Source organism: Streptomyces sp. NPDC020192 (assembly GCF_044388685.1).
GTDB lineage: Bacteria > Actinomycetota > Actinomycetes > Streptomycetales > Streptomycetaceae > Streptomyces.
The window spans coordinates 66,871-86,200 of the sequence record NZ_JBIRXG010000020.1 but is presented as its reverse complement, the minus strand read 5'-3'; the positions used below and the strand labels follow the sequence as shown (position 1 = coordinate 86,200).

Annotated in this window: 18 protein-coding genes; 7 read left to right on the top strand and 11 right to left on the bottom strand. The window is 72.7% G+C overall.

The window, feature by feature from the left end:
• Positions 1–28: 28 nt before the first annotated feature.
• The 3 genes from ACH47Z_RS32535 to ACH47Z_RS32525 all read left to right on the top strand — a co-directional run bounded on the left by ACH47Z_RS32535 (position 29) and on the right by ACH47Z_RS32525 (position 3,100).
• Positions 29–1,261, top strand: coding sequence for a sensor histidine kinase (locus ACH47Z_RS32535; protein WP_399080140.1), 1,233 nt, complete (start codon positions 29–31; stop codon positions 1,259–1,261).
• Positions 1,258–1,917 carry a response regulator gene (locus tag ACH47Z_RS32530; protein WP_399080138.1) on the top strand — a complete coding sequence of 220 codons (660 nt, stop codon included), beginning with the start codon at positions 1,258–1,260 and terminating at the stop codon, positions 1,915–1,917. The genes ACH47Z_RS32535 and ACH47Z_RS32530 overlap by 4 nt, the downstream gene beginning before the upstream one ends.
• A gap of 106 nt (positions 1,918–2,023) precedes the next feature.
• The gene (locus ACH47Z_RS32525) at positions 2,024–3,100 is read left to right on the top strand and encodes a fatty acid desaturase family protein (protein WP_399080136.1); all 1,077 of its coding nucleotides are present in this window, start codon (positions 2,024–2,026) and stop codon (positions 3,098–3,100) included.
• Between the two features lie 149 nt (positions 3,101–3,249).
• Here ACH47Z_RS32525 and ACH47Z_RS32520 read toward each other — a convergent pair whose 3' ends face one another.
• Positions 3,250–3,375 carry a hypothetical protein gene (locus tag ACH47Z_RS32520; RefSeq protein WP_399080134.1) on the bottom strand — a complete coding sequence of 42 codons (126 nt, stop codon included), beginning with the start codon at positions 3,373–3,375 and terminating at the stop codon, positions 3,250–3,252.
• A gap of 218 nt (positions 3,376–3,593) precedes the next feature.
• Positions 3,594–4,391 carry an AraC family transcriptional regulator gene (locus ACH47Z_RS32515; protein WP_399080132.1) on the bottom strand — a complete coding sequence of 266 codons (798 nt, stop codon included), beginning with the start codon at positions 4,389–4,391 and terminating at the stop codon, positions 3,594–3,596.
• A 94-nt stretch (positions 4,392–4,485) separates the two neighbouring features.
• Here ACH47Z_RS32515 and ACH47Z_RS32510 point away from each other — a divergent pair, with 94 nt between their 5' ends.
• On the top strand, positions 4,486–5,280 hold the full coding sequence (locus ACH47Z_RS32510) for a TSUP family transporter (protein ID WP_399080130.1): 795 nt from the start codon (positions 4,486–4,488) through the stop codon (positions 5,278–5,280).
• An 18-nt stretch (positions 5,281–5,298) separates the two neighbouring features.
• Here ACH47Z_RS32510 and gap read toward each other — a convergent pair whose 3' ends face one another.
• The 7 genes from gap to ACH47Z_RS32475 all read right to left on the bottom strand — a co-directional run bounded on the left by gap (position 5,299) and on the right by ACH47Z_RS32475 (position 12,755).
• Positions 5,299–6,297, bottom strand: coding sequence for a type I glyceraldehyde-3-phosphate dehydrogenase (gap, locus tag ACH47Z_RS32505; protein ID WP_399080127.1), 999 nt, complete (start codon positions 6,295–6,297; stop codon positions 5,299–5,301).
• 146 nt (positions 6,298–6,443) lie between these two features.
• Positions 6,444–7,400 (bottom strand): GlxA family transcriptional regulator, encoded by a 957-nt coding sequence (locus ACH47Z_RS32500; protein ID WP_399080125.1) that lies wholly within the window; start codon positions 7,398–7,400, stop codon positions 6,444–6,446.
• Between the two features lie 179 nt (positions 7,401–7,579).
• The gene (gene argG / locus ACH47Z_RS32495) at positions 7,580–9,031 is read right to left on the bottom strand and encodes an argininosuccinate synthase (protein WP_399080123.1); all 1,452 of its coding nucleotides are present in this window, start codon (positions 9,029–9,031) and stop codon (positions 7,580–7,582) included.
• 52 nt (positions 9,032–9,083) lie between these two features.
• Positions 9,084–10,001, bottom strand: a complete 918-nt coding sequence (locus tag ACH47Z_RS32490) for a TIGR03564 family F420-dependent LLM class oxidoreductase (protein ID WP_399080121.1) — start codon at positions 9,999–10,001, stop codon at positions 9,084–9,086.
• Between the two features lie 79 nt (positions 10,002–10,080).
• Positions 10,081–10,218 (bottom strand): hypothetical protein, encoded by a 138-nt coding sequence (locus ACH47Z_RS32485; protein ID WP_399080119.1) that lies wholly within the window; start codon positions 10,216–10,218, stop codon positions 10,081–10,083.
• 71 nt (positions 10,219–10,289) lie between these two features.
• Entirely contained in the window at positions 10,290–11,948 is a 1,659-nt protein-coding gene (locus ACH47Z_RS32480; protein WP_399080117.1) for a penicillin-binding transpeptidase domain-containing protein, read from the bottom strand.
• Between the two features lie 213 nt (positions 11,949–12,161).
• Entirely contained in the window at positions 12,162–12,755 is a 594-nt protein-coding gene (locus ACH47Z_RS32475) for a TetR/AcrR family transcriptional regulator (protein WP_399080115.1), read from the bottom strand.
• Between the two features lie 84 nt (positions 12,756–12,839).
• On the opposite strand from ACH47Z_RS32475, the gene ACH47Z_RS32470 reads away from it, so the two are divergent.
• From ACH47Z_RS32470 to ACH47Z_RS32460, 3 genes are all read left to right on the top strand, one after another.
• Positions 12,840–13,754, top strand: coding sequence for an SDR family oxidoreductase (locus ACH47Z_RS32470; RefSeq protein WP_399080331.1), 915 nt, complete (start codon positions 12,840–12,842; stop codon positions 13,752–13,754).
• A 169-nt stretch (positions 13,755–13,923) separates the two neighbouring features.
• Positions 13,924–16,575, top strand: coding sequence for a BTAD domain-containing putative transcriptional regulator (locus ACH47Z_RS32465; RefSeq protein WP_399080114.1), 2,652 nt, complete (start codon positions 13,924–13,926; stop codon positions 16,573–16,575).
• A gap of 105 nt (positions 16,576–16,680) precedes the next feature.
• Positions 16,681–17,406 (top strand): DUF4232 domain-containing protein, encoded by a 726-nt coding sequence (locus ACH47Z_RS32460; protein WP_399080112.1) that lies wholly within the window; start codon positions 16,681–16,683, stop codon positions 17,404–17,406.
• Between the two features lie 68 nt (positions 17,407–17,474).
• On the opposite strand, the gene ACH47Z_RS32455 is transcribed toward ACH47Z_RS32460, so the two are convergent.
• Both ACH47Z_RS32455 and ACH47Z_RS32450 read right to left on the bottom strand, forming a co-directional pair.
• Complete coding sequence (locus tag ACH47Z_RS32455; protein ID WP_399080110.1) at positions 17,475–18,494, bottom strand: hypothetical protein; 1,020 nt, start codon at positions 18,492–18,494, stop codon at positions 17,475–17,477.
• Positions 18,495–18,548: 54 nt separating this feature from the next.
• A complete protein-coding gene (locus tag ACH47Z_RS32450) occupies positions 18,549–19,268 on the bottom strand; it encodes a MerR family DNA-binding transcriptional regulator (RefSeq protein WP_399080107.1) in 720 nt (239 codons plus the stop codon).
• Between the last annotated feature and the right edge of the window lie 62 nt (positions 19,269–19,330).

The following is a 19,330-nucleotide window of genomic DNA, read 5'->3' as shown; positions in this document are numbered from 1 at the left end:
ACGCCGGGCGGCTGGCTACTCTCACGCCATGATCACCACACCGACCGCCCCACTCGGCGACCTCACTCGGAAGGACACGCCGGTGATGAGGAGAACGACGGTCACCGACTGGGCGTGCGGCGTGCTGTACGTCCTCCTGGTGCTGGTCCTGCTGACGGGCGCACCCCGGGCCGCGGGCGTCCTGCACGCCGCCGGGTCGCTGCTCGCGCTGAGTGTGCTGGCCGGTGTGGTGCGGCGCCGGCCGCTCGCCGCTCTCGCGCTGACACTGGTCGTGGCCACCGCCGTGGTGGTCATCCCGCACCGCCCCACCACCACGGCGCTGACGTTGCCGTATCAAGCTCCGTTCCTGTCGTTCCTCGCGGTGGACCTCGTCCTGGGGTACATCGTGGCCACCCGGACGCGGCGGGTCTCCCTGGGCGCCGTGGCTCTGGCATCCACCGTGCAACTGCTGGTGATCGCCGCCTTCTCCCACGGGGACTACCTGGTCCTCAACGGCATGATCGGGCTTCTGGCGCTGGCCGCGGCCTGCATGGTCGGGCTGCTGCTCCGCGAGCGCCGTGAGCACGCGGTGGCGCTGCGCGCCCAGGAGGTGGCGGAGGCCGTCACGGCCGAACGGCTGCGGATCGCACGGGAGTTGCACGACATGATCGCCCACAGCATCGGCATCGTCACCATCCAGGCCGGGGTGGCCGGCCGGGTCATCGACACCCAGCCGGAGGAGGCGCGCGCGGCGCTGCGGGCCATCGAGACGACGAGCAGACAGACCCTGTCCGGGCTACGGCGCACGCTGGTGGCACTGCGTCAGGCCGACCCCGGCAAGACGGCCGGAGAGCGGGACTCGCTCGCGCCCGCGCCGGGCCTCGCGGACCTCGAACGGCTGGCGGCGACGACCGCCGACGCGGGAGTGCGGGTCGAGGTGCGCGTCAGCGGGGACCAGCGGACCGTGCCGGCCGACCTCGATCTGGCCGCCTACCGTATCGTGCAGGAGGCGCTGACCAACGTGGTCCGCCACGCGGGCACCGGGCACTGCCGGGTGGCCGTCGACTACGGGGACGAGGAGCTGACGGTGGAGGTCGTCGACGACGGGCGGGGCGCCACCGAGCCGGCCCCGGGCCATGGCTTCGGCCTCATCGGGATGCGGGAGCGGGCGGGTCTGCTGCGGGGCCGGCTCAGTGCCGGGCCGCGTCCCGAGGGCGGCTTCCGGGTGATGGCGCGGTTGCCACTGCCGGAGGCCCTCGCAGCCGGGGCCGAGGCCCGATGAGCATCCGGGTCGTACTCGCCGACGACCAGCCGCTGGTGCGCTCCGGACTGCGCGTCCTCATGGCCGATCACCCGGACCTCCAGGTCGTCGGCGAGGCCGCGACCGGTGACGAGGCCGTCCGGCTGGTCGAGGAGGTCGACCCCGACGTCGTGGTGATGGACATCAGGATGCCCGGCACGGACGGCATCGAGGCCACCCGCCGCATCACGGCCGGCCCGGCCACGGCCCGCGTCCTCATCCTGACCACCTTCGACGAGGACGACCATGTGTACGGCGCGCTGCGGGCCGGCGCCAGCGGGTTCGTCGTCAAGGACATGGCGCTGGACGACATCCTCGCCGCGATCCGTGTCGTCGCCGCCGGGGACGCCCTGATCGCGCCGGGTGTGACCCGCCGTCTGATCGCGGACTTCGCCGACCGCCCCACGGCCGCCCCGGAGCGCCCCGCGCGGGCCCTCGACGGCATCACCGAGCGGGAACGCGAAGTGCTGACCCTGGTCGGACGCGGCCGCTCGAACACCGAGATCGCGGAGGACCTCTTCATCACGGTCGCCACCGCCAAGTCCCATGTCTCCCGCCTGTTCACCAAACTGGGCGCCCGGGACCGGGTGCAGCTGGTGATCACCGCGTACGAGGCGGGGCTGGTCAAGCCGCACTGAGCTTCGTAGTGGTGACAACACCCTGGGCGGCGTAGGGAAAGCACCCGGTTCGGTCCGGTGACTGGCAGGCTGTTTCGGCCGGGCCGTCGCACCGAGACTCGTCAGCATGACGATTTCCACCGACACCTCCATCGCGGCCGCAACACCCGCCGCCCGCTCCCGTACGTCCGGCTCCGGAGCCGGCAGCGACTTCGCCCGGCTGTCCCGTCGTATCGCCGACGCGGGCCTGCTGGAGCGGCGCCGCGGTTACTACACGGCACGGCTCGGTCTGGTGATCGCGCTGCTGGCGGCGGGCTGGGGGACCTTCGTCGCGCTCGGCGACACCTGGTGGCAGCTGGCGGTGGCCGCGTTCCTGGCGCTGATGTTCGGCCAAGTGGCTCTGGTCTCCCATGACTTGGCCCACCGTCAGGTCTTCGGCAGTGCCCGGCGAAGTGAGATCTGGGGCCGGCTCTTCGGCAATCTGGGCATAGGTATGAGCTACGGCTGGTGGATGAACAAGCACACCCGCCACCACGCCAACCCCAACCACGAGGAACTCGACCCCGATGTCGCCCCGGACATATTGGTGTGGTCGACCGAGCAGGCCCGCAACAGCCGAGGAGTGGCCCGGCTGATCGGCGGCCACCAGGCGTTGCTGTTCTTCCCGCTGCTGACGCTCGAGGGGTTCAACCTGCATGTCTCCAGTGTCCGGGCACTGCGCTCACCCTCGATGAAGAAGCGGCTGCTGGAGGGTTCCCTGCTCTTCCTGCACATCGCGGCCTATGTGTCCGCGCTGTTCCTGGTGCTCTCCCCCGGCAAGGCGGTGGCGTTCCTCGCTGTCCACCAGTGTCTCTTCGGTGTCTACCTCGGCTGCACCTTCGCGCCGAACCACAAGGGCATGCCCACGTTCACCGGTGACGAGCGGCCCGACTTCCTGCGCCGCCAGGTGCTCACCTCCCGTAACGTACGCGGCGGTCTGCTCACCGACGTGCTGCTCGGCGGGCTCAACTACCAGATCGAGCACCACCTGTTCCCGAGCATGCCCACGCCCCATCTGCGCCGGGCCCAGGTCATCGTCCGCCAGTACTGCGCCGAGATCGGAGTGCCGTACCACGAGACCGGACTCATCCGGTCCTACCGCGAGGCTCTCACCCATCTGCACCGGGTGGGCGAACCGATCCGCCGGCGGCGCAAGGCGTCCTGACGACGACCCGGGGCACCGAGGCGGTCGGGGCTGCGGGAGAGGTCAGTCGGTCCGCACCGAGAGGCCTGAATCCGGCTCCGCCGCCACATGACCGGAGTTCGCCACGGCCGTACCCTCGGGCTCCTCCGCTACGAGGGCGGCCTCGCCACTCAGCCCAGCAGAAGGGCGAAGGCCACGACGGGGACCCCGAGCGCGGACGCGGTCGCCGACAGGGCCAGGAACGCCGAACCAGGCACGCCGGTGGGCAGGACGAGGCCTCGCTGGAACCGGCGCACGGTGACGCGCCCGGTACGGCGGCGGGCTCGTCAGGCAGGTCTGGCCGTGGTGCCGCCGGCACCGTACCGGGCCTGTTCCCGCGCCCCCTGGCTGATGGTGGTCAGCCGGTACGCCCGGATCCGACCCCGACGCCATGTACCCCTCCTGGGTCGTCAACCCCGGACGCCGCCTGCTCCCAGGCCGAGGGGCCCCCGCCCTTCTCCGGCCGATACGGCGCTCAGGCCGGGCGGTCGGAGGAGGGCCCGCCGGTGCCGTGGCTCGTGGCGAAGCGGGACGGTGGCATGCCGAAGGCGCGGGTGAAGGCCGCTGTCAGCGCGGCCGGTGAGGCGTAGCCGAGGCGGCCGGAGACCTCGGTGACCGATGCCGTACGCAGCAGCGGTACGGCGGTGAGCAGGCGCGCCCGGGTCCGCCAGACCGCCGGGCTCTCGCCGGTCTCGGCGCGGAAGCGGCGGGTGAAGGCCCGCTCGCTCATGGCTGTCCGCGCGGCCCAGTCGGCATTGGTGACGCCTGCGTCCGGAGCCGCCAGGTAGGCGCGGCAGATCTCCGCGAGGTCGCGGGCGGTGGGGATCGCCACGTGGAACGGGAGCGGCGCGCGCGCGGCGATCTCGTGCAGCAGGAGGGCGACGACGCATCCCTCGCGGCCGGAGAGGCGGTAGTCGGCCTCGAACTCCACGGCGGCCAGGAGCAGTTCGCGCAACAGCGGCGGTACGTCCACGACCGTACAGGTGGCCGGCCACCAGGGCACGGCGTCCGCCTCGATGTACAGGCTCCGGGTGCTCACCCCCACCATGCGGACCCGGTGCCGGGTGGTGGCCGGGATCAGGACGGCCCGCTCGGGCGGCACGGTCCAGGTGCCCTCGGGGGTGTCGACGACCATGACGCCGGTGGCGCCGTAGAGGAACTGGGCGCGCCGGTGCTCGTGCCAGTCGAGCACATGGCCGGGCGCGTAGTCGGTGCCGATGGGCAGCACGGCCCGGTCGACGTGGTCGTAGTCGGCCAGGGAGACGTTCTTCACCCGGCTCACCCTATGGCCGAGTCTCGAAGGAATGGTGCTGACCATCGCATGCGGGACACCTGTCCCGGCTGGTGGGGTGGGTGCCGTGAACGTCATGGCACTTCTCGGCATCGGGCTCCTCACCGGAGTCACGACTGTGTTGTTCGGGTTCGGCGGCGGGTTCGTCGCGGTCCCGGTCGTCGTATGGGCGAACGCCGCCCTGGGCGCGGACGCGATACGGGTGGCCACGGCCACCTCGGCGCTGGTCATGCTGGTGAGCGCGGGGTTCGCCACGGCCGTCACTCCGCGCCGGGTCCTGTCGGCGCTGCGGGGCAGTGGGGTGCTGCTCGTCCTGCTGGCGGCCGGCGCGGCAGGCGGTGCGCTGGCCACGCGGCTCGCCCCGGCGGGGCAGACCCGCTGGGGGTTCGTCGCGTACGTCGCCCTCACCATCGCCGATCTGCTGCTACGGCCCGGTTTCCTGCGTCCGCGCGGGCAGTCGGAGGCGGCCGGCGGGGCGCCGCGTCCCCTGCCGGCCGTCCTCGGGGCACCGATCGGCGCGGTGGCCGCCTTTCTCGGTGTCGGCGGCAGCGTCATGACCGTGCCCGCGCTGCGCCGGGCGGGACATCCGATGCGGGTGGCGACCGCGCTGGCCAACCCGCTCACCCTCGCCATCGCGCTCCCGGCCACCGCGCTTGCCCTGTACGGCGGTTCGGGCATCGCCGCCGCGGGAACGCACCCGCACCTCGTCGGCCTGGTCGACCTGCGGGCCGCGGCGGCGCTGCTCCTCGGTGCCCTGCCCGTCATCGCGGTGCTGCGCCGGCGCCCGCCGCGCATCCCCGACCGCGCCCACGCCTGGGCGTACCTGGGGCTCCTCGGCGTGGTCGAGGCCGCGATGCTGCTGGCGGGCTGAGCCCGTTGTCGCCTTCGGTCAGCGGGCGGCGAGGAGTTCGAGGGTGTCGATCACGCGGTTCGAGAAGCCCCACTCGTTGTCGTACCAGGCGACGACCTTGATGTGCCGGCCGTCGACGCGGGTGAGGGCCGAGTCGAAGATCGAGGACGCCGGGTTGCCGGTGATGTCGGACGAGACGAGCGGGTCGTCGGAGTACTCGAGGATGCCGGCCAGCGGGCCCTGTGCCGCGGTGCGGTAGGCCTCCAGTACGTCGTCGCGGGTCACGTCGCGGCTGACGGTGGTGTTGAGTTCCACGATCGAACCCACCGGGACGGGTACGCGGATGGAGTCGCCGGACAGCTTGCCGTCGAGGTTCGGCAGCACGAGGCCGATCGCCTTGGCGGCGCCCGTCGTGGTCGGCACGATGTTCACCGCGGCGGCGCGGGCGCGGCGGGCGTCGCGGTGCGGGCCGTCCTGGAGGTTCTGCTCCTGGGTGTAGGCGTGCACGGTCGTCATGAACCCGTGCTCGATGCCGGCGAGTTGGTCCAGCACGGCGGCGAGCGGCGCGAGCGCGTTGGTGGTGCACGAGGCGTTCGACACGATGGTGTGCAGGGCCGGGTCGTAGGCGTCGGTGTTGACCCCGTAGGCGAGCGTGACGTCGGCGCCGTCCGACGGTGCGCTGACGAGCACCTTCCTGGCGCCCGCGTCGAGGTGGGCGCGCGCGGCCTTGGCCGAGGTGAAGCGGCCGGTCGACTCCAGCACGATGTCCACGCCGAGGTCGGCCCACGGCAGGTTCGCCGGTTCGCGCTCGGCGAGCACCTTGATACGGCGGCCGTCCACGACGAGGTCGTCCCCGTCGGCGGCCACCGGTCGGCCGAGCCGGCCGGACGTGCTGTCGTAGGCGAGGAGCCGTGCCAGGGCGGTGGGTTCCGTGAGGTCGTTGACGGCGACGACCTCGAGTGTGCTGTCGCGTTCCAGCAGCGCGCGCAGCACGTTGCGTCCGATGCGGCCGAATCCGTTGATGGCGATGCGCGTCACGGGTGGTGTCCCCTTCGGTTGTTCACTGCGGGTTCGCCACCAGCGTCGCGTGCCGCGTCCGGTCGTGGCCGTGTCCGGAGCGCCATGGTTCGCAAGGATCGCGCCAGGCGGGCTCTCGCGGTGCGCCTCGCCTTGGGCCCGCGGTGCTACTCGCCCTGGGTGAAGGTGCGCCGGTACTCGCTCGGGGTGGTCCCGAGGATCTGCTGGAAGTGCATCCGCAGATTCGCGCCGGTGCCGAGACCGACGTCGACGGCGATCTGTTCGACGCTGCGCTCGGAACGCTCCAGCAGTTCGCGCGCCAGGTCGACGCGGGCGCGCATCACCCACTGCATCGGTGTGTAGCCGGTGTCCTCCACGAAGCGCCGGGAGAACGTGCGCGGCGAGACCGCCGCGTGCCGGGCGAGCGCCGTGAGGCTGAGGGGCTCGCCGAGCCGGTGCAGAGCCCATTCGCGGGTCGCGGCGAACCGTTCGCCGAGCGGCTCGGGCACGCTGCGCGGCACGTACTGGGCCTGGCCGCCGCTGCGGTAGGGGGCGGCGACCAGGCGGCGGGCGGCGTGGTTCGAGGCGGCGACGCCGAGGTCGCCGCGGAGGATGTGCAGGCACAGGTCGATGCCGGAGGCGGCGCCGGCCGAGGTCAGCACGGTGCCCTCGTCGACGAACAGCACGTTCTCGTCGACCTGGACGAGCGGATGCTTCGCCGCGAGGGCCCGGGAGTAGTGCCAGTGGGTCGTCGCGCGTCTGCCGTCGAGCAGGCCGGTGGCGGCGAGGGCGAAGGCGCCCGTGGAGATCGCGGCGAGTCGCGCTCCCCGCGTATGGGCGGCGAGCAGCGCGTCGATGACGGTCCGCGGCGGGTCCTCGCGGTCCGGGAACCGGTAGCCGGGGATGAAGACGATGTCGGCCCACGCGAGCGCGTCGAGGCCGTGGGCGACGTGGTACGACAGCCCGTCGCCGCCGGTGACGAGCCCGGGCGCCGCGCCGCACACCCGCACCTCGTACGGCATGCTCGCCCGGGTCGTGAACACCTGCGCGGGGATGCCGACATCGAGCGGTTTCGCGCCGTCGAGCACCAGGACGGCGACACGGCGCAGACGGGAAGGGGGCACGGCGACCAGGGTACGAGAGGTGCGGGGCGGTGATCACGGGGTGAGGGTGGGGTCGGTACCGCCGTTTCGGCGACCGGTGTGGCGTGTGCGTCCGTCGCCGCCCCGACACGACAGCGGGCCCCGCCGGAGGTGAACCGACGGGGCCCGCTGTTCGGGTGTGTACGACCGGGTGGGCGCGCTCAGTCCGTGCCGGACTCCATCGCGGCGCGGTCGAGCAGCTCGTCCTCTTCCTCCGGGGCCTCGCCGCGCGAGGCGATCGCCTCGGCGCCGCCGTGGGCCATCGCGCCGATCAGACCGGTCGAGGCCGCCTGCGCGGCGCCGATCAGCGCCGGGTGCTCGGTGCCGACCATGCCCAGGCCCGCGTACTGCTCGAGGCGCGCGCGGGAGTCGGCGATGTCGAGGTTGCGCATGGTGAGCTGGCCGATGCGGTCGGACGGGCCGAACGCGGAGTCCTCGGTGCGCTCCATGGACAGCTTGTCGGGGTGGTAGCTGAACGCCGGGCCCGTGGTGTCGAGGATCGAGTAGTCCTCACCGCGCCGCAGCCGCAGTGTCACCTCGCCGGTGACCGCCACGCCGACCCAGCGCTGCAGCGACTCACGGATCATGAGCGCCTGCGGGTCCAGCCAGCGGCCCTCGTACATCAGGCGGCCGAGCTTGCGGCCCTCGGCGTGGTACTGGGCGAGGGTGTCCTCGTTGTGGATCGCGTTGACCAGGCGCTCGTAGGCCGCGTGCAGCAGCGCCATGCCGGGCGCCTCGTAGATGCCGCGGCTCTTGGCCTCGATGATCCGGTTCTCGATCTGGTCCGACATGCCGAGGCCGTGCCGGCCGCCGATGGCGTTGGCCTCCATGACCAGCTCGACCGGCGAGGCGAACTCCTTGCCGTTGATCGTGACCGGGCGGCCCTGGTCGAAGCCGATCGTCACGTCCTCGGCGGGGATCTCGACCGTGGGGTCCCAGAACCGCACGCCCATGATCGGCTCGACGGTCTCCACGCCGGTGTCCAGGTGCTCCAGGGTCTTCGCCTCGTGGGTGGCGCCCCAGATGTTGGCGTCGGTCGAGTACGCCTTCTCGGTGCTGTCGCGGTACGGCAGCCCGTGCGCGAGCAGCCACTCGGACATCTCCTTGCGGCCGCCCAGCTCGGTCACGAAGTCCGCGTCCAGCCAGGGCTTGTAGATCCTGAGGTGCGGGTTGGCGAGCAGGCCGTAGCGGTAGAACCGCTCGATGTCGTTGCCCTTGAAGGTGGAGCCGTCGCCCCAGATCTGCACGTCGTCCTCGAGCATCGCCCGCACCAGCAGGGTGCCGGTGACGGCGCGGCCGAGGGGCGTGGTGTTGAAGTAGGCACGCCCGCCGGAGCGGATGTGGAACGCGCCGCACGCGAGCGCGGCCAGCCCCTCCTCGACCAGGGCCGCGCGGCAGTCGACCAGGCGCGCGATCTCGGCACCGTAGGTCGCCGCACGGCCCGGTACCGAGGCGATGTCGGGCTCGTCGTACTGGCCGATGTCGGCGGTGTAGGTGCACGGGACGGCACCCTTGTCGCGCATCCACGCGACGGCGACCGACGTGTCGAGGCCGCCGGAGAAGGCGATGCCGACGCGCTCGCCGACCGGAAGGGAGGTGAGGACCTTGGACATAGGAAGAGTATGCACTATTCCGTATGGCCATGCATAGTCCGGGTGGCGTGATTCAGTCTTTCGCCAGTTCACCGAGCAGCTGCCAGGTACGGCGGCGGTCCGCATCGCCGCCCAGATCGGTCGCCGTGAACACCACCTCCGTCGCTCCTGCCTCGCGGTAGCGGCGCACCTCCGCGGCGACGGTCTCCTCGTCACCGATGGCGGCCAGGTCGACGGCCCGGGTGCCGCCGGACAGCCCGATGACGCGCTGGTACGACGGAAACCTCTCGTAGAAGGAGAGCGCCTCGGTCGCCCGCTCCCGTACCGCCTCGACGTCGGCGGTGACCACGCCGGGCACGAAGGCCACGATCCGGGGCGCCGGCCGGCCCGCCGCCTCGGCCGCGGCGGTGACGGCGGGAACGAGGTGCTCGGCCAGGGCGCGCGGGCCGGCCAGGTACGGAAGGATGCCGTCGGCGAGCGCGCCGGAGACCCGCAGGGCCTGTGGCCCCATGGCGGCGACCAGGATCGGCACCGGCGGTTCGGCACCCGGGACCGTCGCCGGCAGCGGTGTGGCCGCGGTCAGCAGCTCGCCGTGGAAGTCGGCGCTGCCCGTCTCCAGCAGCGGACGCAGGGCGGTGAGGAACTCGCGGAGCCGGGCGACGGGACGCTCGTACGGGATGCCGAAGCCGGTCTCGGTCAGGTGCTGGGTGCCGAGCGCGAGGCCGAGGTGGTAGCGGCCGCCGGTGGCCGCCTGGGCCGTCTGCGCCTGGCCGGCGACGATCAGCGGATGGCGGCCGAAGACGGGGATCGCGGCGGTGCCGACCTGGAGGCCGGGCACGTCGCGTCCGACGATCGCGGCGAGCGCCGGAGAGTCGTACGAGAAGGTCTGCCCGAACCACGCCGAGTGCAGTCCGGCCTCACGGGCCTCCCGGGCGTGCCGTACCACGGTGTCGATGGGGTGCTGGAGGAAGAGCGCTGCTCCGATGGTCATACCCGGGGCAACCGGCGTACGGGCCACGGGCATTCCGGCTCCCGCATGACAAGCTCATGGCGACCGTGTGACAGCACCCTCAGCCGGTGATCGGCGTCCCGCACTCCGGCCCGAGCGCCTCACGCAGCGCAGCACCAGCCGCCAGGCGGAGGGGCGCGGGCGGGCGCACGCCGACCGCGAACTGCCCGCTGTGGTCGTCCGGTCCGGCCCTGCTCATGCCCCGGTGCACCGGTACGCGGCGGCCCGGCGTACCGCCCGTCCCGTCGGCACCGGGGCGGGCCCCGTCGCTCAGCCTCCCGTCAGCAGCTGCCGTACGACGTACCCGGCCGAGTCCACGCCCGAGCTGCCCCCTTCGACGAGGGCCGCGACCGAGATACGGGAGTTGTAGGCGGTCAGCCAGCCGTTGGTGTGGTCGCCTTCCTCGGCGGTGCCGGTCTTGGCGCCGACGCCCACCAGGCCGCCGAGGCGCGGGGCCGCCGTGCCGCTGGTGGCGACGGTGCGCATCATCGACTGGAGGTAGCCGGCCGTGCGGGGCGAGATGGGCCGGGGCGCGGCGTCCTGGTGCTGGCCGGGCAGGATGACCGGCTGCTCGAAGCCGGCGTTGCGGACGGTCGCCACCACCGACGCCATGAACAGCGGAGTGGCCGTGACCTTGCCCTGGCCGATGAACTGGGCCGCCTGGTCGCCGCCCTGGACGTCCGCCGGGATGCTCGGGTCGGTGGTGGCGACCCCACCGCCGATGGACCAGCTGCCCATGCCGAAGACGTTCACGGCCTCGTCGTGCAGGGCGGAGGCGTCGCCGTCGCGGACGAGGTGGCGGAACCCGTCCTTGATGAACGAGGTGTTGCACGACACCGTGAACGCCTGGGCGAGCGAGGAACCCGGATCGGCCCGTACACCGGGGTCGTTGTGGAACAGCTGGCTGTTGGCCACCAGCGAGTCCGCGCACGGCGCCGGGCTGTTCGGCGTGAGACCCGCCTGGTCGAAGAGGGCCGCCGCGGTGATGATCTTCATCGTGGAGCCGGGTGACTTGATGCCGTTGATGGCGATGTCCCCGTCCTCGCCCGTGTGCGCGACGGCGAGGATGTGCCCGTCGCGCCAGTCGAGCGCCACGGTCCCGGCGGGCTTGCCCTGGAGGTGGGCGTCCTTCACCGCCTCCTCGGCCACCTTCTGAAGGCCCGCGTCGATGGTCGTCCTGATCACCGGGGTGCGCCCCTTGGTGAAGACCTTCACCGTCTCCACGGCCCCGCCGTCCCCGTCGACCACGGCGACGCCCGTCCCGGCGCTGCCTCCGGTGGGCTTGGCGTTCTTGCGGATCGTGGCCGTGATGTCCCGCAGGGACGGGAAGCCGGACAGGTCCGTCCTGCCGTCGCCGGCGACGACCTTGCTGGCGTTCGGGTCGGCGGGCAGCTTGCCGGCGATCAGCGACTGGCCGTCTTTCATGCCTGGATAGAGCACCGAGTTGTTCCAGTGCACCGCCGTCTGACCGTGGGTGCTCTTCACCACGGCGACCGCGCTGGAGTAGTTCCACGTGCCGCCCGCCACCTGGGCGGTGACGTCGAAGGTGACCTTGGTGGCGCCGGGCGTCACCTGCGAGGGCCCGACGGCGACGATGTGGTCGAACGACAGCTTCTTCAGCCGCAGGCCGCCCGTGTAGTCCCGCAGTGCCTGAGACGCGGTGTCCGGTACGTCGGTGTCTCTCGCCGCGCCGTCGAGGTGCTGCCGGGACCAGCTGTCCAGGAACGCACGGGTCAGCTTCACCGCCTCGGCGCCTGTCGGTGGCGTGCTCGACAGCTCCGACGCGTCGAAGGTGCTCCCCTCCTTGGGCTTGGCGTCGCCCGCGTCACCGGAGGTCAGGCCGTGGACGAGGTTGTACGTACCGATTCCCCCCAGAGCGAGCAGCGCGGTGCAGGTACCGGCGAGGCCGATCTTCACAGCTCTGTTCATGTGCCGGATCGTATGTACATTCCATGGAGATGTGCGCGAGCCGTCAGCAGATCGTTATCTTACGGTCCAGCTGCGGCTTCTCCATATCACCGCACAGGCAGGGGAGTTCGGCGGCGGCGACATGCCCCGGAGCCGCCTCGGTCGGCAACTCAAGCCCGTCATCGGTGAGTTCGGCGGAGCCTTGGCAGCAAGCCCCCGGCCGACCACCCGAGGTCAGTCAGCCGGCTCGACAGGAACCGCCTGACCGCCGGAGGCCACCGCCTTCAGTTCGTCCAGCGACTCCCGCGTCAGCTCCGCCATCAGGCGTTCCTCGCCGGGCGCGATCCAGCGTTCGAAGGCGACCTTGAAGACGGCGACCCCCGCCTCGGCGGCCAGGCTCGCGGTCGTTTCCGGCGCGCCGCGGCGGCGCAGGGTGGCGGCGAGGGACGACGTGAGTGAGGCGAGCTTGATCAGCTCACGCTCCTGCAGTTCCGCGTTGGCCGTGATCACCGCGTGCCGTGCGCGGGCGAAGTCGCGCCGGTCGGTGAACAACTCGGCAGCGGCGTACAGCCCGAGCGACAACGCGTCGAGCGGCGGCGCGGATTCCGGAGCGCCCGTGACCGCGCGCACGAACAGGTCCTCCAGCTCACCGGAGCCGGCGAACAGCACCTCGCGCTTGTCGGCGTAGTGCCGGAAGAAGGTCCGCTCGGTGAGCCCGGCCCGCTTGGCGATCTCCGCCACGGTGGTCTGCTCGTACCCGCGCTCGCCGTAGAGCTCCAGTGCGGCCTTCGCGAGGCGCCCGCGCGCGTCCGGCTCCCATCTACCCATGCGCCGATCTTACGTGATGACAGGGACTGACATCGAGGTGTACCGTCTATGACAGTCACTGACATCGACTCTTTGGGGTTTCCCATGCGCATCTTCGTGACCGGCGCCTCCGGCTGGATCGGATCCGCCGTCGTTCCCGAACTTCTCGACGCCGGACACCGGGTCGTCGGCCTCGCCCGCTCCGACGCCTCCGCCGCCGCGCTCACCGAGGCCGGCGCCGAGGTCGCACGGGGCACCGTCGACGACCTCGGCGTCCTGCGGGAGGCGGCCGCCGCCTCGGACGGGGTCATCCACCTCGCCTTCAAGCACGACATCGCCTTCTCCGGCGACTTCCGGGGCGCGGCCGAAGCCGACCGTCGTGCCGTCGACGCCTTCGGCGAGGCGCTCGCCGGCACGGACCGCCCCTTCGTCCTGGCCTCCGGCGTGGCCGGTCTGGCACCCGGCCGGCTGACGACGGAACGGGACCTGCCGACGCTCGACGCCTCGCCCATGTCGGTCCGGGCCGCCACCTCCCTGGCGGTGCTCGATCTCGCCTCGCGCGGCGTCCGCTCGTCCGTGGTGCGGCTCTCCCCGACCTGCCACGGCGAAGGGGACAACGGATTCATGGCGACGCTGATCGCCACCGCCCGCGCCAGGGGCGCCTCCGGTTACCTCGGCGACGGCACCAACCGCTGGCCGGCCGTCCACCGACTCGACGCCGCCCGGCTGTTCCGCCTGGCCGTCGAGAAGGCGCCCGCAGGCTCCGTCCTGCACGGCGTCGCCGAGGAGGGCGTCGCCCTCAGCGAGGTCGCCGAGGTGATCGGGCGCCACCTCGGTGTACCGGTGACCTCGGTGGCCCCCGAGGCCGCGACGGAGCACTTCGGCTGGATGGGCGGCTTCGTCGGCCTGGACGTCCCGGTGTCCAGCGCCCTCACCCGTGACCTCCTCGACTGGCAGCCGACCCACCCCGGCCTCCTGGACGACCTCGACAAGGGGCACTACTTCCACACCGCGAGCTGAGCCGCCGCCCCGGCGCGGGCGGCACGGGAGGACGGACGCCCGCGTCACCCCGAGGGCCCACCGGCCCACCCCTCCGATCAGGCCATTCCCGGGATCCTCCACCAGGAGTGAGTGCCCCGCCCACGTATCCTCACCTCCTGGCGGGGAGCGACTCGGGGGAGGCATTCAGATGGAGTTCCGGCTGCTCGGATCCGTGGCTGTGATCACCGGGAGCGGTGATCTGGCCCCGGGTCCGGCGAAGCGCTCCAGCCTCCTGGCCATGCTGCTGCTCAGACCCAACACCGCGGTGAGCGTGGACCAGTTGACCGCCGCCCTGTGGGAGGACGAGCCGCCCACCCACTTCAAGACGGTCCTCCAAGGGCACGTGTCCCGCCTGCGTGCCCTGCTCGCCGAGCACGCTGCGCGGGACTACGGCATCGAACTCGCCACCCAGGGCACGGCCTACGAGCTGCGGATACCCGAGTCCCTGGTGGACGCCCACCGCTTCGAGGAACTGGTCGCGCTCTCCCGCGCCCAGCGCCAACCCGCCGACACCGTACGGATGTTGCGGGACGCCCTGGCCTGCTGGCAGGGGCCCGCGCTCACCGGCACCGTGCGCAGCGGACCGCTGGAGGCGGCGGCCGGTGCCCTGGAGGACCTGCGGCTGGCCTCGGTGGAGGCGCTGGCCGAGGCGTACGGCAGGCTCGGCGAGCACGGCAAGGCGGCCGCCGTCCTGCGCACGGAGGCCGTCGCGCACCCGCTGCGCGAGTCCCTGGCCGCCGCGCTGATGCTGGCGCTCGGCCGCTCCGGCCGGCAGTCCGACGCGATCAACTGGTACTACCGCACCCGGCGGTTGCTCGCCGAGGAACTCGGTGTCGACCCCGGCGAGGCGCTCGCCGAGGCGTACGCCACCCTGCTGCGTGCCGCCGAGCCCGCCCCCGTACCCGCCGCCCGTCCCACGCCGACCACCGACGTGCAGGTCCCCGAGCTGCTGCCCCGGCCGCCACGCGGGTTCACCGGCCGGGAGGCCGAACTGACCGGACTCGACCGGGCCGTGGCCGACGGGGACGCGCCCGTCTGCCTGATCACGGGGCCCGCCGGGGTCGGCAAGACCGCGTTCGCCCTCCACTGGGCCCACCGGCGACGGGCCGCCTTCCCCGACGGCCGGCTCTTCGCCGACCTGCGCGGTTTCAGCGACACCCCGGCGCCCGACACGGCCGCCGTACTGCGGGAGTTCCTGCCGGCGCTGGGTGTTCCACCGGAGGAAGTCCCGGAGACCGCCGTAGCCTGCGGCGCGCTGTTCCGCTCGCTGACCGCCGGGCGTCGGCTGCTCGTCGTACTCGACAACGCGCGCTCCTCCGAGCAGGTACGGCCGCTGCTGCCCGGGGGCGACCACTGCGCGACGCTGGTCACCAGCCGGGACCGGCTCACCGGCCTGATCGCCACCGACGCCGCCCGCCCCGTCCTGCTCGGCCACCTGCCGCCGGCCGACGCGGCGGCGCTGCTCGCCAGTGTCCTCGGCGAGGAGCGGATCGCCGCCGAACCCGACGCGGCCCTACGGCTGACCGGGCTGTGCGACGGTCTCCCGCTGGCGCTGCGGGTGACGGCGGCCAGGCTGGCGGAGCGCCCTGGCTGGACACTGGCCGCCATGGTCCACGAACTGGCGGACGAACAGGGCCGGTTGGGGCTGCTGAACGTCGAGGACACCGGGGTCGCGGCCGCCCTGCGCCTCACCGTGCAGCAACTGCCCGAGGCGGCCGCCCGAATGTTCCGCGCCCTCGGCCTGCACACCGGCTCGGACCTGGACCGGTTCGCGGCGAGCGCGCTCACCGGAACCACCCCCGCGCAGGCGTCGGCCGACCTGGACCGGCTGGCCGCCGCCCATCTGCTCACCGAGTCCGTGCCCGGCCGCTGGGCACCGCACGACCTGGTCCGTCTCTACGCCCGTCAACTCGCCTCGCAGGCCGAACCCGAGGGCCTGCGCCGCCTCATCGACCACTACCTCTACACCGGGCTCGCCGCCGACGCCGCGGCCGAACCCGGCTCGCAGCCCTGCTACACCCTGCCCTCCGACGCCCACCGCCCGGCGGCCGTCCGGGAGTTCGAGGACCGGGCCGCCGCCCTCGCCTGGTACGTCGCCGAACGGCAGGCACTGGAGGGGGCGGTGGCCGCCGCGGCCGGCCTCGGCCTGCACGACCGGGCCTGGCGGCTCGCCCTCGTGCAGTGGCCGCTGATGCTGTGGCGGATCCGGGACGGCTGGACCCCGCTGCTCCAGGCCGGGCTGGACTCGGCCGAGCGCGCGGGCGATCTCGACGCGCAGTCGCGCACCCGGGCGCTGCTCGGCTGGATCCTGCACGAGGAGGGCCGCAGCGCCGAGGCCCTCGTCCACCTGGAGCAGGCGCCGGCGCTGGCCGCCCGGGCGGGCGACGAGATCAGCGAGGCGATCGCGTACGTCAATCTCGGAGCCGTCCTGGACGCCACGGGCGAGCGGGAGCGTGCCGGACGGCTCATCTCCCGGGCCGCCGCGCTCGCGGCCCGCACCGGCCACCCCTCCACCCAGGTGCTGACCCTTCAGCACCTGGCCCGGCACTGTCTGCGCACGGGCCGGTACGAGGCGGCGCTCACCCACGCCCGGCAAGCGGCCGGACTCGTCTCGCCGTACGCCGTCGTCGGCCGGGCCCAGTTGCAGATCGTCCAGGGCGAGGCGCTGGCCGGGCTCGGCCGCGTCGAGGAGGCCGCCGACCAGTTGCGCGGAGCGACCCGGGCGGCGGACGCGGCCGGGTTCACCGAGGGCTCGGAACGGGCGGCGGAGCTGCTGTCGCGGCTGGCAGCGGGACGTTAGCGGTGCGTGAGCGGGGCGACAGCGCGGGCCTGGAAGCTTGGGGCACCACATGCGGTCGTCGACCGCGACCGTCACCATCACAGCACCGCTACGGGGAGTACCACCATGCGCAACCACCGCACGACCACCACCCTGGTCGTCGCCGCCGCCGCGGCCCTCTCGCTCGGCCTGACCGCCTGTTCCGGCAACGGCAACGGCACCGGCACCAAGGACGAGGGCAGCGGCACCGCGCCACAGCCCTCCGCGCGGCAGACGCACCCGGACGGCACCGGCGCGGCCGGCTCGGCTGGATCGGGGGACAAGGGGACGACGGCCGAGAACGCCGCCAAGGACCGGAAGAACTCCGGCTCCGGCACCGGCGGCGGTACGACGGCCGGAACGGGGAAGTCTGCCGCTCAGGCCCCCGCCTGCACCGCCGGTGACGTACGGATCACCGCGGCGAAGGCGGACGAGACGCCGACCGCGCACCTGGTGCTGACCGCCAGGAACACCTCCGGCCACTCCTGCCGCCTGTACCGGTACCCGCTGATCGCCTTCGGTGACATCCACACGTCCAAGGACATCCCCGCGGTCCCGAAGAGCGACCCGGGCACCCCGGTCGTCCTCACCCCGGGCGCCCCGGCCTACGCGAACGTGCGCATCGCCCTGGGCGGTGCGCACGAGGACGCCAAGGTCGTCAGCCAGTTCAACGTGAACCTCTTCGCCGCCGACGGCCCGGCCGAGGGCAGCGTCGTCGTGTCCGCTCCGGCTGGCGGTGTCGCGGTCGACGAGGCCGCCGCGAAGACCGGTTACTGGACCTACGAACTGCGCAACGGCGCCGACGAGTTCTGACCCCGGACACGGCGGTCCCGTCCGGCCCGCGCCGGGTCTGAGGCGGGACGGGACCGCCGTAGGTGTGCCTAGGGCAGGACGCGGACGAGCGGCTCCGTGCCGGGTTCACCGCCCCGGCCGTAGACACCGATCACGAGCGGGCCGACCTCCGCGGCGGCGGCCCAGGCGTCGCCGGCCCACTGGATCTCGAACTCGGCCCGTCGCCCGTCCACTTCGATGCCGAGCGTCGTCGGCCACGTGTATCCCGGCCTGACCAGCCCCGCCTCGCGGAAGGCCGCCTCGGCCTCAGGGTTCCCGTCGGGACCGGCCGGGAACGCGAATTGGCCGGGGTCCGTTGGAAACGCAAGGTGCAGGGCGCCCGCGAGGCTGTCGACGCGAGCCTGGGCGAGAGCCTGCTGGAGCCCGTGAAAGCCATACCGGTTGATGTCGACGGGCCGCCAGGTCGACACGACGACGGTGGCTCCCGCGGCCGTACGGTACCCGTGGCTGACGTACCACAAGGGCTGTTCAGGGTCGCCCTTCACCGTGCCCCACCCTTCGAGCCAGCGCTCCTCGGCCCCGTGCGCGAGACCGTGCACGGGGAACTCCCGTCCCTCATACGGCAGTTCGGGCGGGAAGCCGGCCCCTCTCAGCGCGGCCAGACGCGGCAGGGCGTAGGCCCGGTCCCAGTCGTCCAGGTGTTGGACGGAGGAGCAGAGCATGTCCCGCAGCAGCCAGGCGCCCTGGGCGACGTACTGCGGTGCAAGCCGGGCCAGCGCGTACGCGCCGTCGATGTTCTCCCACTGCTCGACGTAACCGCGGTACTCATGGGCGACGAGCCGCAGGGAGCCGGCGGCGCCTTTGACGTGGTCGCCGCCGAGGGACGCGCGGATACGAGCGGCCTCGATACGCCGAGCGGACCCGACATGCTGGTTGCTCGAGAAGACGAGTCCGAGCCGCGTGACCGCCTCCTCGGCATACCGCGGACCCAGCGCGATCAGTCGCCGCGCCCCTTCCAGTATCGCGTCGGCGTCGGTACGCCACTCGGTGGCAAGCAGCCGCCGCGCCTCACGCACTTCCGCACTCTCGCCGTGTTCCCCGTCCGTCACGCCGTTCTCCCCCAGACAATGACAGATGTCAACTTAGCTCAACCGTCCGGGAATTCACTTGTCGAGGTTGAGAAAGCCCATGTAGACGTCGAGTTGTGTGGCCGCCCGCAGCATGGCCAGGCCCTGTGCGGTGAGTTTGCGTTGCCAGGACTCCAGTGAGGCGGCCAGGGCGTCCGTGCCGCCCGCTGTCCGGATCTGCTGGACGACCATGGCGATGTGGTCCAGCGGATGGCCCCCGCGCCGCAGGAGGTGTGCCAGCTCGGCGTCGCGGATGTCGGCGGGGTCGAAGACGCGGTATCCGGTGACCGGGTCCCGGGTGGGGTGGAGGATGCCGGCCTCCTCCCAGTTGCGCACGGTCGCCGGGGTGATGCCGAGCCGGTGCGCGAGTTCGCCGACGGTTCGGGGGCCGAGGGCCGGGGACGGTGCCGGAGCCGCGCCGGACTCGGCGGTCAGATGCGGCGCCGCTGTCCGCACCGCGTCGAGGGTGTCCCGGTCGCGCAGCAACTGGCTGTGCCCCCGGTCGATGATCGTCAGGGCGTCGTCGAGCCCGTCCCGGTGGAGCGCGTTCATGATCTGGCCGGCGGTCGCGTGCCCGTACGCCGGGACGAGCGCGAGGAAGGCGCGGAGCGCGGCCACGTGCACCTCGGTGTAGATCCGGTAGCCGCTCTGTGTGCGCTCGGCGGGAGGGATGAACCCGTCCCGCTCGTAGTTGCGGACCGCCTGGGTCGAGATGCCGTGCTCGCGCGCGAGGTCGGTCGGTCGGAAGCTGCTCACCGGTTGAGACTTTACAGCACCGGTCTGTGGAAGAGACGAGCGTAGAACTTCCCCAAAGTCTC

What these genes read in the sequence shown, in the direction of transcription:
- ACH47Z_RS32535 (WP_399080140.1), top strand. Translation starts at nt 29, where the DNA reads ATGATCACCACACCGACCGCCCCACTCGGCGACCTCACTCGGAAGGAC.
- ACH47Z_RS32530 (WP_399080138.1), top strand. Translation starts at nt 1,258, where the DNA reads ATGAGCATCCGGGTCGTACTCGCCGACGACCAGCCGCTGGTGCGCTCC.
- ACH47Z_RS32525 (WP_399080136.1), top strand. Translation starts at nt 2,024, where the DNA reads ATGACGATTTCCACCGACACCTCCATCGCGGCCGCAACACCCGCCGCC.
- ACH47Z_RS32510 (WP_399080130.1), top strand. Translation starts at nt 4,486, where the DNA reads ATGGCACTTCTCGGCATCGGGCTCCTCACCGGAGTCACGACTGTGTTG.
- argG (WP_399080123.1), bottom strand. Translation starts at nt 9,031, where the DNA reads ATGTCCAAGGTCCTCACCTCCCTTCCGGTCGGCGAGCGCGTCGGCATC.
- ACH47Z_RS32490 (WP_399080121.1), bottom strand. Translation starts at nt 10,001, where the DNA reads ATGACCATCGGAGCAGCGCTCTTCCTCCAGCACCCCATCGACACCGTG.
- ACH47Z_RS32485 (WP_399080119.1), bottom strand. Translation starts at nt 10,218, where the DNA reads ATGAGCAGGGCCGGACCGGACGACCACAGCGGGCAGTTCGCGGTCGGC.
- ACH47Z_RS32480 (WP_399080117.1), bottom strand. Translation starts at nt 11,948, where the DNA reads ATGAACAGAGCTGTGAAGATCGGCCTCGCCGGTACCTGCACCGCGCTG.
- ACH47Z_RS32475 (WP_399080115.1), bottom strand. Translation starts at nt 12,755, where the DNA reads ATGGGTAGATGGGAGCCGGACGCGCGCGGGCGCCTCGCGAAGGCCGCA.
- ACH47Z_RS32470 (WP_399080331.1), top strand. Translation starts at nt 12,840, where the DNA reads ATGCGCATCTTCGTGACCGGCGCCTCCGGCTGGATCGGATCCGCCGTC.
- ACH47Z_RS32465 (WP_399080114.1), top strand. Translation starts at nt 13,924, where the DNA reads ATGGAGTTCCGGCTGCTCGGATCCGTGGCTGTGATCACCGGGAGCGGT.
- ACH47Z_RS32460 (WP_399080112.1), top strand. Translation starts at nt 16,681, where the DNA reads ATGCGCAACCACCGCACGACCACCACCCTGGTCGTCGCCGCCGCCGCG.